Source organism: Streptomyces sp. NBC_01669 (assembly GCF_026339735.1).
In the GTDB taxonomy this organism is placed as follows: domain Bacteria; phylum Actinomycetota; class Actinomycetes; order Streptomycetales; family Streptomycetaceae; genus Streptomyces; species Streptomyces yanii.
The window spans coordinates 3,730,124-3,745,726 of record NZ_JAPEQG010000001.1 but is presented as its reverse complement, the minus strand read 5'-3'; the positions used below and the strand labels follow the sequence as shown (position 1 = coordinate 3,745,726).

Below are 15,603 nucleotides of genomic sequence, written 5' to 3'. Positions count from 1 at the left end.
GGCTGAGGCCGCCCGGGCGGACTGCCTGAGCGGCCTCGATCCACACGCGAACCATGACCGGCGTTCCCCACTGCCGACGGGCTCAGTGAGGGAACCAGCAGGTCCGGCGACGCCGTCGGCCACTCGCTGGAGCGGTGGCCTCGGGCGCGTCCGCGCCTGCGCTACGGCGCCGGCACTGCCCGATACCGAAGCCCGTGCCGCTCAGGCCAAGCGTGACCGGGCCGTAGTACAGGCCGGACGTCGTGACGATGCCCCTGGCGCTGTTGTTGAGGGTGAGGACCGTGCCGTCGCCGGTTAAGTCGGCGAGGCCCACAGCGGCGCCGAGCTGGTCGCCCACCTCCGCGGAAATTCCTTGTAGTCGGCGGGGAACACGACGCCCCAGGCCTGCTCGGCCCGCGGTCAATCGGCCACCTGTCCGGCGCCCTCGTGCGGCGGCATGAGCCGCACCACCGCTTCCGGGTCCGAATCCATCTCTCTTCTTCTTTCTGCCATCAGGGCGTGGCTCCCGTCGGGACTTCCGTACCGTCGTCGTTGTACTGAATCCCCAAGTTCATCGAGCCGCCCTGTCCGACATCAAGGTCGTTGAGGACCCACGCCGGCCCTCGCCGTAGACCTCGTACCGCGTGGGAACGGTGCGACTGCCGACGTAGATGGGCGTCACCTTGCACAGGACGGTGTACTTGTTCGACGTCCACATTTTCACACTCCGCTCGTAATACCGGAGGTTGAAATCGATACGGTCCGAACGGCCCTTCTTGGTGAACGTATTGGCGCCCGGGAGCAGGTCGACACACTCTCCGGCCGCTTTCCGTCGCTGCCGAGCGTGGCCGCGAACAGATGACAGGCGTTGATCTTCTTCGTCGAATCGTAGCCGTTCTCGTTCCGGCTCACCGGTGGCCCGTCCGGGCGCGCGGCCGACCTCGGCACGTGGACACGCAGCCCGCGCCCGGGACGGATATCCGCACAACCGCCCTTGAATTGACGACTGATGATCGGCGGGGTGCCGGAACGCCGACCGTGCGCTGCTTACTCCTCCAGGGCCACCCGTGTCAACGAAGTGCATAATTCAGGCGCTTGAATTGCCGGCATTCCAATTCACCCGATTTTTCCGCCTGTTGGAGCAGAGTCCTCGCCATGCGGTATAAGTGGCCGGTTCTCCGCCGAGCGCGCGACGGATTTCGCGCGAGGAATGCACCCCTCACGAAAGCCAGGACCCGCCCATGCCACCGTCCGAAGAGCCGAAGAAGACCGACGAGTCGGAGTCGACCGACGAGCCGCAGCAGGCGGCGGAGTCGTCGGCGGCCGCATCGACTGCGGAGGCCGAGGAGGCCACCGGTACCGCTGCCGACGGCGGTGAACCGCGAGGAGCCGGAGGAGCAGAAGACGCCGAGAGTGGCGACGGGCCCGCGAAGAAGGAAAGCAGGGGCGTCGACCGTCGCGGCCTCGCCGCCTGCGCCGCTCTTGTCGCCGCCTGTGCCGGTCTGGTCCTTTACGGCGTGCTCGACACCGAGGAAAAGCCCGAACGCCAGGTTCCCACCGCCTCCGTGACCTACGAGGTGGACGGTGAAGGCACCGCCGATCTGACCTACCAGGCGCGCAGCGACTCCGGTACGGCCGTCGAGGTCAACCAGGTCGACCTGCCATGGAAGAAGACGGTTCGCGTGCCGCTGGGCAAGCCGCCCATCGTGACCATCACACTCGGCGAGAAGGGCGGCCGGGCCAGTTGCCGGCTCGCCATCCACGGCAAGCACGTGCAGACCGCCACCGCATACGGCAAGTTCGGCCGCGCCACCTGCCAGGGCGAGCTGGCCGCGCCCGAGGCCACCGAGGACGCCGCGGTCCCGGCGAACGCCCAGGGGGAGCAGTGACTTCCACCAACTCCGGCCGCCAGGCCGTCCGTAGCGCACTCGCGGCGGCCGTCGTGCTCAGCGTGATCTCCCTGTCGGGCCGGCACGGACCGGCCGAACCGTCCGTGCAGGCCGCGGCGGAGTCCACCGTGCACAAGGGCGCCGTCCACACGGTCGCCGTGCCGGCCGACACCGATCCGAAGCAGCGGGCCCTGGCTGCTCGCTCGACCGAGCCGTTCAGCATGCTCGGTGTCACCTGGTCCGACCCCGAGGCCGCGCTCGACGGCACGGCGGAGATACGTACCCGGGATGCGGGGAGCGGAAAGTGGTCCGCATGGCGTTCCCTTGAACTCGACCTCCATGTACCGGAGTCGGGGTCCGAGCGCACCAAGGAGGGCGTGCGCGGCGCGACCCAGCCCCTGTGGGTGGGCGCGTCCGACGGAGTGCAGGCGAGGATCCGAGGGGCGAAGCTGCCGGCCGGGCTCCGGGTCGACCTCGTCGACCCGGACGCCGGAACCAGCTCCGGTACGGGGACCGACGGGATGGAGAAGACGGCTGCGCAGCAGGCCGCCGTCCAGCCCCCCGTCACGTCGCGCGCCGGATGGGGCGCCGACGAGTCGCTGGTCGCCGACCCGCCCACGTACACGACCGACACGAAGGCCGTGTTCGTGCACCACACGGCCGGGACGAACGACTACACCTGCGCCGAGTCCGCGTCGATCATCCGCGGCATCCTCACGTACCACGTGAAGAGCAACGGCTGGAACGACATCGGCTACAACTTCCTCGTCGACAAGTGCGGCACGATCTTCGAGGGACGTGCGGGCGGTCTCGACAAGCCCGTGTACGGCGCCCACACCTACGGCTTCAACACCGACACGAGCGGTGTCGCCGTGCTCGGCGACTACAACACCGCGACCTCCACGCCCGCCGTGCGGGACTCGATCGCCCAACTCGCCGCCTGGAAGCTCGGGTTGTACGGCGTCAACCCGGCCGGCACGATCGTGATGGCGGCCGGCGCCGCCAACGGCAAGTTCACCGCGGGCCAGCTGGTGACGATGAACCGGATCTCCGGCCACCGCGACGGCTACCCGACCGAGTGCCCCGGCAACAATCTGTACGGCGACCTGCCCGCGATCCGCACGCTCGCCGCGTCGGAGAACTCGCCCGCCAAGGACACCGACGTGAACGGGGACGGCCACGCCGACCTCTCCGCCGGCCTCCCGAAGGCGACCGCGAACAGCCTCGCCGGGGCCGGCCAGGTCAGCGTCGTACCGGGCGCGCCCGGCAACCCGTACAGCAGGAACAAGGTTGTCGTCACGCAGGAGTCCGAGGGGGTTCCCGGCGGGTCCGAGGCCGGGGACGGCTTCGGCTCCGCGACGGCGTACGGGGACCTCGACCACGACGGGTACACCGATCTCGTGGTCGCCTCACCCGGCGAGGAGGTCACCTCCGGTGCCACCGACGAGGGCGGCGTGAGCATCCTGCGCGGCGGCCCCAACGGGCTCACGGGGCAGGCCGGAATGATCAACGAGCCCACCGCGGTGCGCGCGAGCGGCGCCCGGTTCGGCGCCGAGCTCGCCACCGGTGACTTCGACGGGGACGGCGGCGACGACATCCTCGCCGTCGCGCCGGGCGCGGGCCGTGCCTGGACCGTCGACGGGTCCGACCGCGCGTTCTCCGCGCCGGCCGCCCTCGCGGACGGCCCCGTGCAGGACGCCTCCGTGGCGACCGGGGACTTCGACCATGACGGGTTCGAGGACGCGGCGCTCGCCTTCCGCACGGCTGCCGGCGCGACGCCCCTCGTGGTGCTGCGCGGTTCGGCGACCGGGCTGCGGACCGGCGAACCTGCCGTGCTCGACGGGGCGGGCGGCCGTGCGCTGGCCGCCGGGGACATCGACGGCGACGGCTTCGCCGACCTGGCCGTGGGCCGCCCCGACGCAGCGGACGGCGGCGAGATCGCCACGTACCACGGTTCGGCGGACGGGCTCGCGACGACGGGAGCCGGGGTCGTCGGCCGCGACGTCCTCGAAGCGGCCGGCACGGGCGGGGAGCTCGGTGCCTCCGTGGCGGTCGGGGACACCGACGGCGACGGGTACGCGGATGTACTCGCCGGTGCGCCCGGTGACGACTCGGGCGCCGGGAGGGCGTTCGTGCTGCGCGGCGGTGCGGACGGGCTGAGTGCGACCGGTGCTGTCGCGTACGTGGAGGGGGCGGCCGGACTGCCGGGCGCCGCCGAGGCCGGGGACCGGTTCGGGTCTGCCGTCACCGTCGCCGACTACACCGGCGACGGCCGGGCGGACCTCGCGTTCGGCGTGGAGGGCGAGAACGCGGGCGACGGGACCGTCGTAACGGTCGGCCCCGGCGCGGGCGCCGCCTACGGGCCCACCGCACTCGGCGCCGCGAGCGGAGCCGGAGTCGGTATCGGGGGCGAACTGACCAGGTGAGTCACAGCGCACCGAGGCAACCGGTGATGCTGTCGTCGGCCAGGCGCTGAACAGCGCAGTCACCCGTGCGACGGGGGTATGTGCGAGCGATCCGCACCAGGGGCGCGGACCTGGTGCGGATCGCTCCCGGTCAGGACCGGCGTGATCGACCGGGCCCAGTACCCGGAGGTGGTTGCCGCCCCGGTCCGTACCCATGGCGCGACCCGTTGCTTCGCGTACCGCCGTGAGAACTCCACGCCCTGGAAGCCGCCTCGGCCGCGAGCCCTGGTGCGCGGCTGCCGGTCGCCGGGGAGTCCGCGTCCGGACGAGCCGCGCGCCGAACCACCTGACGCCACCCTGACTCAGAAGTGGCCTACGGCCAGGGTTTGTTGGGGGAAAGCCCTGATGGTGGACAGGGGCGGTCGGGCGCGAGCATCGCAGCATGAGGATGCAGACGATGACGGTGCGTCAGAACGAAACGGTCGGCGGGGCATTCATTGCGGGCCCGGCCCTGATGGCCGGGTACGGAATGGTGCGGCTGGCCGGTCGGGCGGTGAGCGACTACGGGCCCGGTGCGTGGTGGACGGTGGCGCATGTGCTGTCCCTGGCCGGACTGCTCGCGTTCGTACCGGTGTTGCTGGGGCTGCGGAGGACGGCAGGGGTGCGGGGCGGCAAGCGGGTCGCGGTCGAGGCGGCGACCTGGGCCGGGCTGCTCGGGGCGGCGGCGCTGGTGGTCCAGGCGGTGATCGACCTGGCGGTCGGGTTTCTCACCGTGGACAAGCCGGCCATGAACGACATGTTCGGGAGGGTGCAGGACGTGTCCGGCGTGATGCCGCTCGTCTACACCGTGGTCCCGATGCTGTTCTGGCTCGGGCTGCTGGCCCTCGTCACGCTGCTGGCGTTCCTCCGACGGGACGTCGTCAAGGGCTGGGCCCCGGTGCTGGTGCTGGCCGGGATCGTGCTGGCGGCCATGAGCCTGGATCTGCTGGCGGTCGGTGCGGTGTGCCTCGGGACGGCGCTGCTGCCGATGCGCCGGGGGCTGCCCGAGGTCGGCGAGCGGCTGGGCCGGCCTCAGGGACGACCGGGCGCGGCGCGCAGCGCGGAGCAGCCCTTCTCCGAGACGGCGCAGTAGTCGACGGGGGCACCGGGACCAGCCCTCCTGCCTGCCCGCTGCCGCCCGCCCGTCTACCTGCCGTTGAGGATCCGGCGGGCCAGCCTCTCCCGGGCCCCGGCCAGCTCGGCGTCGAGGCCGGCCTGCCTCCCGGCGTCCGCGACCACCGCGGCGGACGCGGGAGCCGCCGCGAGCAGGCGGGCGCGGCGCAGATGCGTCGGCGGGTGGGTCGAGTCGACGCTGTGGCCCCGCTGCGTACCGAGGCGCCGCTGACGCTCGTACTCGCTCTCCGGTATCGAGTCCATGTGGGCGGCCAGCCGCTCCCACAGGCCGCGCCAGCCTTCCTTGCGCGCCGGGTCCCCGGGCCGTCCCACCTGCGTGGAATTGGCCTCGCGCAGCAATGCGGACCGGGCGGAGCCGCCGACGAGGAGCCGGTCCATGAGGCCCACGGCGGCCTCGGTGGACCCGGCCCGGGCCGCGAAGGAGTCGGCCAGGTACTCGCCACGCTGCGTGTTGCGCAGCGTCAGGTGGTCGAGCAGCATCAGCACACCCTGGACCGCCCATCGAGGCAGCAGGTAGAGCGCGTTGAGCGCCGCCTCGCCGAGGGTGGGGTGGGGGATCCGGTCCAGCAGGTACCACCAGGTGGTCAGTGAACGGAGCGCGTTTCCGGTGATCAGCCCGTGGCGCATGTCCCCGTTGGCGTAGTGACCGAGCTCGTGCCCCAGCAGCGCGATCCGCTGCTGGGGGGTCGTGATCTCCCAAAGCCCGAGCCCGAGGACCAGCAGCCGACGCTGACGCACCCCGTAGGTGGTCACGGCCGCGTTCACGTCGTCCGTGACCACGACGGCGTGCACCCCGGTCGTGGCGGCGATCTCCGCGACCTCGTCGATCAGAGCGAACAGCTCGGGCGCATCGGCCCTGTGCAGGACCGGCTCGTCGGGGAGCCGTCCGAAGCGCGGGCGCAGGACCCCGGCGAGGACCAGGAAGAGTGCGCCCACCGCGGGAAGCGCGCTGCCCCAGCCGAGCAGCACCAGCAGGAGTCCGGCGACGGCCAGGGCGACCGTGACGCCGTGGACGGCCAGGGCGATGACGAAGGCCAGGACACCGGCAAGGTCGCGCCGGGGCCGCAACGCCTCACCGGCCGTCACCTCGGCGAGCAGCTTCTCCCCGTACCGGCGGGCCAGCTCGCGCCGCAGCTTCTCCAGCCGCCCCAAGGGCTCCTCGGGTTCTCCCGGATCCACATTCCAGTCGCACGCGGCGCACCACGACACGAACCTGCGGTCCGTCCGGATCTCCGCTCCGCACTCCGGGCATGGGCGAACGCTTTGTTCCAGGGTGTCGAGCACCATCGGGCCCCCCCGTCCACGGCCCCGACCGGGACCGACGCCGTCCACGACGCAGTCGATCGAGCGCGTCGGCGACGCAGCGTAGACCGCGCGCACCCTGGACCGGGACAGCGGGGCATCGGAGGAAAATGGGCGAGTTTACCCACCTCCCTCTCACGGCACACGCTCCGACGCCGTATTTTGTTCCTCTATGCGGCTGAACTTTTGTTGATCTGTGGCCAGTTGAGGGGTGAAGGGGCCTACTCTTCACCAGGTGAACCAGTTGATGTCCCGCGATTTCGATGCCGGCCTGCCCGAGGACGCCGCCCTGCCCGGCACGCTGTCCGCACCCCTGCGGGCCGAGCTGATCGCGTTCCGGCGCGATCTGCACATGCACCCCGAGCTCGGCAACCAGGAGTTCCGTACCACCGCTGCCCTCAAGGCCCGGCTGGAGAAGGCCGGGCTCCGGCCCCGGGTGCTCGCCACCGGAACCGGACTCCTGTGCGACGTGGGTACATCGGGAGGGGCGCGAAGCTCGGACAAGGGTGGTGGTGGGCGACGGGCGGGCAGTGACACGCGGCCCATGCTCGCCCTGCGCGCGGACATCGACGCTCTGCCCATTCCGGACACCAAGGCCGGCGTCCCGTACCGGTCCACCGTTCCCGACCGGGCGCACGCCTGCGGGCACGACATTCACACGACCACCGTCCTCGGCGCCGGGCTCGTGCTCGCCGAGCTCGACCGGCAGGGGCTGCTGCCGCACCCCGTACGGCTGATCTTCCAGCCCGCCGAGGAGGTGCTGCCCGGCGGCGCGCCCGATGCGATCGAGGACGGGGTGCTGGAAGGCGTCGGGCGGATCATCGGGGTGCACTGCGACCCGAAGGTCGACGTGGGGAGGATCGGGCTGCGGGTCGGGGCGATCACCTCCGCCTGCGACCGGCTGGAGGTCACGCTCGACGGGCCCGGCGGGCACACCGCCCGGCCGCATCTGACCACCGACCTGGTCACCGCCGCCGCCAAGGTGGCCACCGAGGTGCCCGCGCTGCTGGCGCGGCGGGTCGACGCGCGGGCCGGGCTCGCCGTGACCTGGGGGCGGCTGGAGGCCGGGCACGCGTGCAATGTGATCCCGCAGCATGCCGAGCTGTCGGGAACGGTCCGCTGCCTGGATCTGGCGGCCTGGCGGGATGCGCCGGACCTGGTCCATGCCGCGATCGACGAGGTGGCCGGAATGCACCGGGCCAAGTCGGTGATCGACTACATCCGCGGGGTCCCGCCCGTCGTGAACGATCCGGCCGTGACCGATCTGCTGGCCGCCGCGATGACCGGGCGCCGCGGATCGTATGCAATCGAGGACACCGAGCAGAGCCTCGGCGGGGAGGACTTCTCCTGGTATCTGGAGCACGTCCCGGGGGCCATGGCGCGGCTCGGGGTGCGCACGCCCGGTGACACCCGGCGCCTTGATCTGCACCGGGGCGATTTCGACGCGGACGAGGAGGCGATCACCGTTGGCGTGGAGCTTTTCACCGCCGCGGCTTTGCTCGACGGCAACCGTTTGTAACCGGACAGGTCACCCCCGGTTCGCGACGATCCGATAACGGCTTCCGTACAGGGCTTTATCTGACATCTACGCGCGTTACGATCGCGGCGAAACCAGCGCCGGAAGAGGCGCTTCGGTCAGGTTTGAAGGAGCCTTCCCTTGCGCCGGGTATCCAAGATCACCGCTGCGTGCGCCATCACTGCAGCATTCGCGCTCACCGCCACCGCGTGCGGCAGCTCGTCCGAGGAGAGCACCAGCTCCGACAAGGGCCAGATGAAGATCGGCATGGCCTACGACGTGGGCGGCCGGGGCGACAACTCGTTCAACGACTCCGCCGCGCGTGGTCTGGACAAGGCCAAGGCCGAGTTCAAGGCCCAGACGAAGGAGCTCACCGCCAAGAACGGTGAGACCCCGGCCGACCGCGAGCAGCGTCTGCAGTCGCTCGCCGAGGGCGGCTACAACCCGGTCATAGCGATCGGCTTCGCGTACAAGGACGCGGTCGACAAGATCGCCCCGAAGTACCCGAAGGTCAACTTCGGCCTGGTCGACTCGGTCTCCGACGCGAAGAACGTCGCCTCCATCGTCTTCACCGAGGAGCAGGGCTCGTACCTCGCCGGTGTCGCGGCGGCGCTGAAGTCGAAGGACGGCCAGGTCGGCTTCATCGGCGGTGTGGACCTTCCGCTGATCAAGAAGTTCGCCGCGGGCTTCCAGCAGGGTGTCCTGGACACGAACCCGAAGGCCAAGGTGCAGATCCAGTACCTGTCCACCGGTTCGGACCTGTCCGGCTTCGGCAGCCCCGACAAGGGCAAGGAAGCCGCCAAGGGCATGCTCGACAAGGGTGCGGACGTCATCTTCGCCGCCGCGGGCGGCTCGGGTGCCGGTTCGATCGAGGCCGTCGCGGGCAAGAAGGGCGCCTGGTCCATCGGTGTCGACTCCGACCAGGCCCTGGACCCGGCGCTGGCGAAGTACAAGGACACGATCCTGACCTCGGTCGTCAAGAACGTCGACGCCGGTGTCTACGACCTGGTCAAGTCCGTCAAGGACGGCAAGGCGCTGACCGGCGTTCAGACGTACTCCCTGGCCAAGGGCGGCGTCTCGCTGACCACCACGGGTGACCACCTCGCGGACATCCAGGCCAAGCTCGACGAGGCGAAGAAGAAGATTGTCGACGGCACGATCACGGTCAAGACCACGACCTGATCCGACCCGTCGATCGGGGCCCGGGGGAGCTGCTTCGGCTGCTCGGCCGGGCCCCGATTCGCGTACGGCTTCCGGCCCGGACCGGAACGTAGCCGTACACGCACGGTCGGCCACCTTCTACCGGGTGGCCAACGATTCGGGGACGCTACGCGCGTAGCGTGTTCCGGGCGCGGTACCTTTTTTCGCTCCCCCGCCTCCCACCCCATCGCCTCCGCCCTCCGCTCCTGCCAAGGAGAGTGCGCCATCAACGCGTCCAGCAGTCCCCATGCCGTGGAGCTCCGCGGCATCACCAAGCGGTTCCCCGGAGTCGTGGCCAACCACGACATCGACATCACCGTGCGTCGCGGCACCGTCCACGCTCTCGTCGGCGAGAACGGCGCCGGCAAGTCCACTCTGATGAAGATCCTGTACGGCATGCAGAAGCCGGACGAGGGCACCATCGCGGTGGACGGCGAGCAGGTCTCGTTCCACAACCCGGGTGACGCCATCGCGCGCGGCATCGGTATGGTGCACCAGCACTTCATGCTCGCCGACTACCTCACCGTCCTGGAGAACGTCGTCCTCGGCTCCGAGAAGCTGTACGGGATCGGCGACCGGGCCCGCGCCAGGATCAAGGAGATCTCCGACGCCTACGGCCTCGGTGTCCGTCCGGACGTCATGGTCGAGGACCTCGGGGTCGCCGACCGGCAGCGCGTGGAGATCCTCAAGGTCCTCTACCGCGGCGCCCGCACCCTGATCCTCGACGAGCCGACCGCCGTCCTCGTGCCGCAGGAGGTCGACGCACTCTTCGACAACCTGCGCGAGCTCAAGGCCGAGGGCCTGACGGTCATCTTCATCTCGCACAAGCTGGGCGAGGTGCTGTCGGTCGCCGACGAGATCACCGTCATCCGGCGCGGTACGACGGTGGGCACCGCCGACCCGGCGAACACCACGCCCAAGCAGCTCGCCGAGCTGATGGTCGGCAGCGAGCTGCCGTCGCCGGAGACCCGCGAGTCGACCGTCACCGACACGCCGATGCTCACCGTCGACGACCTGCGGCTGACCGCCACCGACCCGGACGGGGTGGTGCGTGCCGTGCTCGACGGCATCACCTTCACCATCCACAAGGGTGAGGTCCTCGGCATCGCGGGCGTCGAGGGCAACGGCCAGTCCGAACTGGTCGACGCGATCATGGGCATGCGCCACCTCGACACCGGCGTACTCACCCTGGACGGCGCCGACATCTCCCGTACGCCGACCCGCAAGCGCCGCGAGGACGGCATGGCCGTCATCCCCGAGGACCGCCACCGGCACGGACTGCTGCTGGAGGCCCCGCTCTGGGAGAACCGCATCCTCGGCCATGTCACCGAGCGCCCCAACAGCAAGGGCGCGTTCCTCGACCTCAAGGCTGCCCGCGCGGACACCGAGCGGATCGTGCGCGAGTACGACGTCCGCACCCCCGGCATCGAGGTCACCGCCGCCTCGCTCTCCGGCGGCAACCAGCAGAAGCTGATCGTCGGCCGCGAGATGAGCCACGCCCCGAAGCTGCTGATCGCCGCGCACCCCACCCGGGGCGTGGACGTCGGCGCGCAGGCGCAGATCTGGGACCAGATCCGCGAGGCGCGCCGCGAGGGCCTGGCGGTGCTGCTGATCTCCGCCGACCTGGACGAGCTGATCGGACTCTCCGACACCCTGCGGGTCATGTACCGCGGCCGCCTGGTCGCGGACGCCGACCCGGCGACCATCACCCCGGAGGAGCTCGGCTCGGCGATGACGGGAGCGGCCTCCGGCCATCTCGAAGCGCCCGCCGAGTCCGGGACGGATGCGGAGTCCGGTCCGGACACCGCCGACACCGACCCCCGGGACGGGGGAGAGGACCGATGAAGAAGTTCGACAAGGAGCGGCTGCTCCTGGGGATCGCGGCCCCCGTACTCGCGATCGTGGTCGCCTTCCTGGTGACCGCCCTCGTGCTGGCCGCCACCGGCAAGGAACCGTTCAGCGCGTTCGGTATCATGTTCGACTACGGGGTGAAGTCGGACAGCCAGGTCTACATCCTCAACAAGGCGACGACGTACTACCTCGCGGGTCTCGCGGTGGCCGTCGGCTTCCGGATGAACCTGTTCAACATCGGCGTCGACGGCCAGTACCGCCTCGCCGCCTTCTTCGCCGCCGCCGTCGGTGGCGCGCTGACCCTGCCGGGCGCCCTCCAGATCCCGCTGATCATCCTCACCGCGATGATCGTCGGCGCGATGTGGGCCGGGATCGCCGGTGTCCTCAAGGTCACCCGCGGCGTCAGCGAGGTCGTCTCGACGATCATGCTGAACGCCATCGCGACCGCCATCATCGGCTATCTGCTCCAACAGGGCCGCCTCGGTCACCTTGACGAGGCCGGCACGAAGATCTCCACCACCCCGCTCCCGGAGTCCTCGCACTTCTTCGAGTTCCCGACCACCCCGACGCCCGTCTGGGGCTTCATCGTGGTCGCGGTCGTCGCGGGCATCGCCTACTGGTTCACGCTCTCGCGCACCCGGTTCGGCTTCGATCTGCGTACGGTCGGCCAGTCCGGCTCCGCGGCAGAGGCCAGCGGTGTCAACGTCAAGAAGATGGTCGTCACGTCGATGCTGATCTCCGGCGCGGTGGCGGGCCTGGTCGGTATGCCGACGCTGCTCAACGACAGCTACGAGTACAGCGGCGACTTCCCCATCGGTATCGGCTTCACCGGTATCGCCATCGCCCTCCTCGGCCGCAACCACCCCATCGGCATCGCGCTCGGCGCGCTGCTCTGGGGCTTCCTGGAGCGCGGTACCGGAAAGCTCGAGTTCGAGGGGTACGACAAGGAGATCGTCGGCGTCATCCAGGGCGTCATCGTCCTGTGCGTCGTCATCGCCTACGAAGTCGTCCGTCGCTACGGACTCAAGCGCCAGCAGAGCAAGGTCGGCGCGGAACTCGCCGCACAGGCCGCCCGTAACTCCGACCAGCAGGAGGTGTCGGCGTGACCGCCACGGCGACTTCCACCCCGCCGCCCGCGGCCCCCAAGGTCTCCGGTGGCAAGGGCGGCCGCACCCGCCTCTCCTTCCCCGTCGTTCTGCTGATCGTCGCGGGCGCGCTGCTCGCGCTGTCCGCGGTACGCGCCATCACCGGCGCCCAGGACGTCACCTCGGCCGGGCAGATCAGCGCGGCGCTCGCGATGGCCGTGCCGATCGGGCTCGCCGGTCTCGGCGGCCTGTGGGCCGAGCGTGCCGGTGTGGTCAACATCGGCCTCGAAGGGATGATGATTCTCGGTACGTTCTTCGGCGCCTGGGCCGGCTGGCAGACCAGCCCGTGGCTCGGTGTGCTGGCCGGGATCATCGGTGGCATGCTCGGCGGGCTGCTGCACGCCGTCGCGACCGTCACCTTCGGCGTCGACCACATCATCTCCGGTATCGCCATCAACATCCTGGCGGTTGGGTTCACCACCTACTTCGCCAAGCTCTGGTTCAACACGGGCGAGGCGGCGGCCAAGGGCGGCAGCCCCAAGCAGTCGCCTCCGGCGGACGACATCACCTCGGTGACGATCCCCGGCCTGTCGGACTGGCTGCACTCGATCGAGAAGCACCACTGGTTCTTCGTCTCCGACGTGGCCGGTGTCATCGGTGGTCTGGTCACCAACGTGTCGCTGCTGACGGTCCTGGCCGTGATCCTGTTCGTCGTGACGTTCTTCGTCCTGTGGAAGACCTCGTTCGGGCTGCGGCTGCGTTCCTGCGGCGAGAACCCGATCGCCGCCGAGTCGCTCGGGGTGAACGTCTACCGCTACAAGTACATCGCGGTGATCATCTCCGGTGGCATGGCCGGACTCGGCGGTGCCTTCCTCTCCCTGGTCACCTCGCACATCTACAACGAGGGCCAGACCGGCGGCCGCGGTTACATCGGTCTCGCCGCGATGATCTTCGGTAACTGGCGGCCCGGCGGTCTCGCCATGGGCGCGGGCCTGTTCGGCTTCGCCGACGCGCTCCAGCTGCGCAACGGCGGCGAGTCCGTCCACGCGCTGCTGCTCCTGCTGGTGGTCGTGCTGGCCGTGCTCGCCGCCTGGAAGCTCTACCGCAAGAGCTTCGTCCAGGGTGCGGTCAGTGCCGTCATCGCTGCCGCCGTACTGGTCTGGTACCTCGCCACGGACACGGTGCCCACCGAGTTCGTGAGCGCCACCCCGTACATCGTCACGCTGCTCGTCCTCTCGCTCTCCGCGCAGCGGCTGCGGATGCCGAAGGCGGACGGCATGCGGTACCGGAAGGGCCAGGGCAAGTGACCGCGGCTGCCGACGTCGACTGGGACGCACTGCGCGTCGCCGCCCGGGACGCCATGTCCCGGGCGTACGCCCCCTACTCGGGTTACCCGGTCGGCGTCGCGGCGCGCGTCGACGACGGCCGCACGGTGGTCGGCTGCAACGTCGAGAACGCCTCGTACGGACTCGGCCTGTGCGCCGAGTGCGGCCTGGTCTCGCAGCTGAACGCCACCGGCGGCGGCCGGCTGACCCACTTCACCTGTGTGGACGGGGCGGGCGAGATCCTGGTCCCCTGCGGCAGGTGCCGTCAGCTGCTGTACGAGTTCGGCGGCCCGGAGCTCGTCCTGGAGACCCCGGACGGCCTCCGTACGCTCGACGAGATGCTGCCGCAGGCATTCGGGCCGGACCATCTCAGGTAGAGCTTCTCTTTCGGATCAGGCCGGATCGGGCTGCGTGCCAGGGCCCGCGAGCCCGGCCTGATCCGAAAGACAGGCCCAGAACTCCCGTGGCCCTCCTGAAACTTCGGGAGGGCCACACCCGTCTCCACCCTCTATGCGCGTAGAGTCATTCGGGACTCTTGCGTACGTACCGGCCGGAAGGACACCCAGGACATGGACGCCATCTCCGTCATCCGCACCAAGCGGGACCGCGGCGAGCTGAGCCCCGAGCAGATCGACTGGGTCATCGACGCATACACCCGAGGTGAGGTCGCCGACGAGCAGATGTCCGCGCTGGCCATGGCGATCCTGCTGAACGGCATGAACCGTACGGAGATCGCCCGCTGGACCGCCGCCATGATCGCCTCCGGCGAGCGGATGAACTTCGACGCGCTCTCCCGCCCCACCACCGACAAGCACTCCACCGGCGGCGTCGGCGACAAGATCACCCTGCCGCTCGCCCCGCTGGTCGCCGCCTGCGGCGCCGCCGTGCCGCAGCTCAGCGGCCGCGGTCTCGGCCACACCGGAGGCACGCTCGACAAGCTGGAGTCCATCCCCGGCTGGCGCGCCCACCTCTCAGGTGCCGAGATGCTGAACGTCCTGGACACCACCGGAGCCGTGATCTGCGCCGCCGGTGACGGGCTGGCCCCCGCCGACAAGAAGCTGTACGCGCTCCGCGACGTCACCGGCACCGTCGAGGCCATCCCGCTGATCGCCAGCTCGATCATGTCCAAGAAGATCGCTGAGGGCACCGGGGCGCTCGTCCTGGACGTCAAGGTCGGCTCCGGCGCCTTCATGAAGACCATCGAGGACGCCCGCGAACTGGCCTCCACCATGGTCGCGCTGGGCAGCGACAGCGGTGTGCGGACGGTCGCACTCCTCACCGACATGGCCACCCCGCTCGGCCTGACCGCGGGCAACGCCCTGGAGGTGCGCGAGTCGGTCGAGGTCCTGGCCGGCGGCGGCCCGAAGGACGTCATCGACCTCACCCTCGCCCTGGCCCGCGAGATGCTGGACGCGGCCGGGCTCAAGGACGCGGACCCGGAGAAGGCCCTGGCGGACGGCTCCGCGATGGACGTCTGGCGCCGGATGATCTCCGCCCAGGGCGGCGACCCGGACGCCGCGCTCCCGGTCGCCCGCGAGCAGCACGTGGTGACGGCCCAGGCCTCCGGCGTGCTGACCCGCCTCGACGCATACGACATCGGCGTCGCCGCCTGGCGTCTCGGCGCGGGCCGGGCCCGCAAGGAGGACCCGGTGCAGGCGGGCGCGGGCATCGAGATGCACGCCAAGCCGGGCGACACGGTGACCGAGGGCCAGCGACTGCTGACGCTGCACACGGACACCCCGGAGAAGTTCGAGTACGCGCTGAAGGCCCTGCCCGGTTCGTTCGACATCGCCCCGGCCGGCACGGAGTTCACGCCGACGCCGGTGGTGCGCGAGCGCATCGCGTAACACCGCCCGAGCACGCGAACGGCCCGCCGGA

General features: G+C 70.5%; 12 protein-coding genes. 10 read left to right on the top strand and 2 right to left on the bottom strand.

Annotation, left to right across the window (positions count from 1 at the left end; translation table 11 throughout):
* Positions 1-82: 82 nt before the first annotated feature.
* Positions 83-337 (bottom strand): hypothetical protein, encoded by a 255-nt coding sequence (locus tag OG972_RS16475; protein WP_266982304.1) that lies wholly within the window; start codon positions 335-337, stop codon positions 83-85.
* An 883-nt stretch (positions 338-1,220) separates the two neighbouring features.
* Between OG972_RS16475 and OG972_RS16470 the strand changes: the two genes are divergently transcribed.
* From OG972_RS16470 to OG972_RS16460, 3 genes are all read left to right on the top strand, one after another.
* Positions 1,221-1,868, top strand: a complete 648-nt coding sequence (locus OG972_RS16470) for a hypothetical protein (RefSeq protein ID WP_266982303.1) — start codon at positions 1,221-1,223, stop codon at positions 1,866-1,868.
* Entirely contained in the window at positions 1,865-4,294 is a 2,430-nt protein-coding gene (locus OG972_RS16465; protein WP_266982301.1) for an N-acetylmuramoyl-L-alanine amidase, read from the top strand. The genes OG972_RS16470 and OG972_RS16465 overlap by 4 nt, the downstream gene beginning before the upstream one ends.
* Positions 4,295-4,730: 436 nt before the next feature.
* Positions 4,731-5,405: a hypothetical protein gene (locus tag OG972_RS16460; RefSeq protein WP_266982299.1), complete on the top strand. Its 675-nt coding sequence runs from the start codon at positions 4,731-4,733 to the stop codon at positions 5,403-5,405.
* A 53-nt stretch (positions 5,406-5,458) separates the two neighbouring features.
* Here OG972_RS16460 and OG972_RS16455 read toward each other — a convergent pair whose 3' ends face one another.
* The gene (locus tag OG972_RS16455; protein ID WP_266982297.1) at positions 5,459-6,733 is read right to left on the bottom strand and encodes a M48 family metallopeptidase; all 1,275 of its coding nucleotides are present in this window, start codon (positions 6,731-6,733) and stop codon (positions 5,459-5,461) included.
* 262 nt (positions 6,734-6,995) lie between these two features.
* Here OG972_RS16455 and OG972_RS16450 point away from each other — a divergent pair, with 262 nt between their 5' ends.
* The 7 genes from OG972_RS16450 (at position 6,996) to OG972_RS16420 (ending at position 15,572) form a co-directional block, all read left to right on the top strand.
* A complete protein-coding gene (locus OG972_RS16450; RefSeq protein ID WP_266990533.1) occupies positions 6,996-8,267 on the top strand; it encodes an amidohydrolase in 1,272 nt (423 codons plus the stop codon).
* A gap of 138 nt (positions 8,268-8,405) precedes the next feature.
* The gene (locus tag OG972_RS16445; protein WP_266982295.1) at positions 8,406-9,446 is read left to right on the top strand and encodes a BMP family protein; all 1,041 of its coding nucleotides are present in this window, start codon (positions 8,406-8,408) and stop codon (positions 9,444-9,446) included.
* A 270-nt stretch (positions 9,447-9,716) separates the two neighbouring features.
* Positions 9,717-11,309, top strand: coding sequence for an ABC transporter ATP-binding protein (locus OG972_RS16440; RefSeq protein ID WP_266982293.1), 1,593 nt, complete (start codon positions 9,717-9,719; stop codon positions 11,307-11,309).
* Positions 11,306-12,421, top strand: a complete 1,116-nt coding sequence (locus OG972_RS16435; RefSeq protein WP_037688347.1) for an ABC transporter permease — start codon at positions 11,306-11,308, stop codon at positions 12,419-12,421. Before OG972_RS16440 ends, OG972_RS16435 begins: the two co-directional genes overlap by 4 nt.
* On the top strand, positions 12,418-13,707 hold the full coding sequence (locus OG972_RS16430; RefSeq protein WP_266982290.1) for an ABC transporter permease: 1,290 nt from the start codon (positions 12,418-12,420) through the stop codon (positions 13,705-13,707). The genes OG972_RS16435 and OG972_RS16430 overlap by 4 nt, the downstream gene beginning before the upstream one ends.
* Complete coding sequence (locus OG972_RS16425; RefSeq protein WP_266982288.1) at positions 13,704-14,102, top strand: cytidine deaminase; 399 nt, start codon at positions 13,704-13,706, stop codon at positions 14,100-14,102. Before OG972_RS16430 ends, OG972_RS16425 begins: the two co-directional genes overlap by 4 nt.
* A 192-nt stretch (positions 14,103-14,294) precedes the next feature.
* The gene (locus tag OG972_RS16420; RefSeq protein ID WP_266982287.1) at positions 14,295-15,572 is read left to right on the top strand and encodes a thymidine phosphorylase; all 1,278 of its coding nucleotides are present in this window, start codon (positions 14,295-14,297) and stop codon (positions 15,570-15,572) included.
* Positions 15,573-15,603: the final 31 nt, after the last annotated feature.

Coding starts and splice junctions, on each gene's coding strand:
- OG972_RS16470 (WP_266982303.1), top strand. CDS start 1,221: ATGCCACCGTCCGAAGAGCCGAAGAAGACCGACGAGTCGGAGTCGACC.
- OG972_RS16460 (WP_266982299.1), top strand. CDS start 4,731: ATGACGGTGCGTCAGAACGAAACGGTCGGCGGGGCATTCATTGCGGGC.
- OG972_RS16455 (WP_266982297.1), bottom strand. CDS start 6,733: ATGGTGCTCGACACCCTGGAACAAAGCGTTCGCCCATGCCCGGAGTGC.
- OG972_RS16450 (WP_266990533.1), top strand. CDS start 6,996: ATGTCCCGCGATTTCGATGCCGGCCTGCCCGAGGACGCCGCCCTGCCC.
- OG972_RS16435 (WP_037688347.1), top strand. CDS start 11,306: ATGAAGAAGTTCGACAAGGAGCGGCTGCTCCTGGGGATCGCGGCCCCC.
- OG972_RS16420 (WP_266982287.1), top strand. CDS start 14,295: ATGGACGCCATCTCCGTCATCCGCACCAAGCGGGACCGCGGCGAGCTG.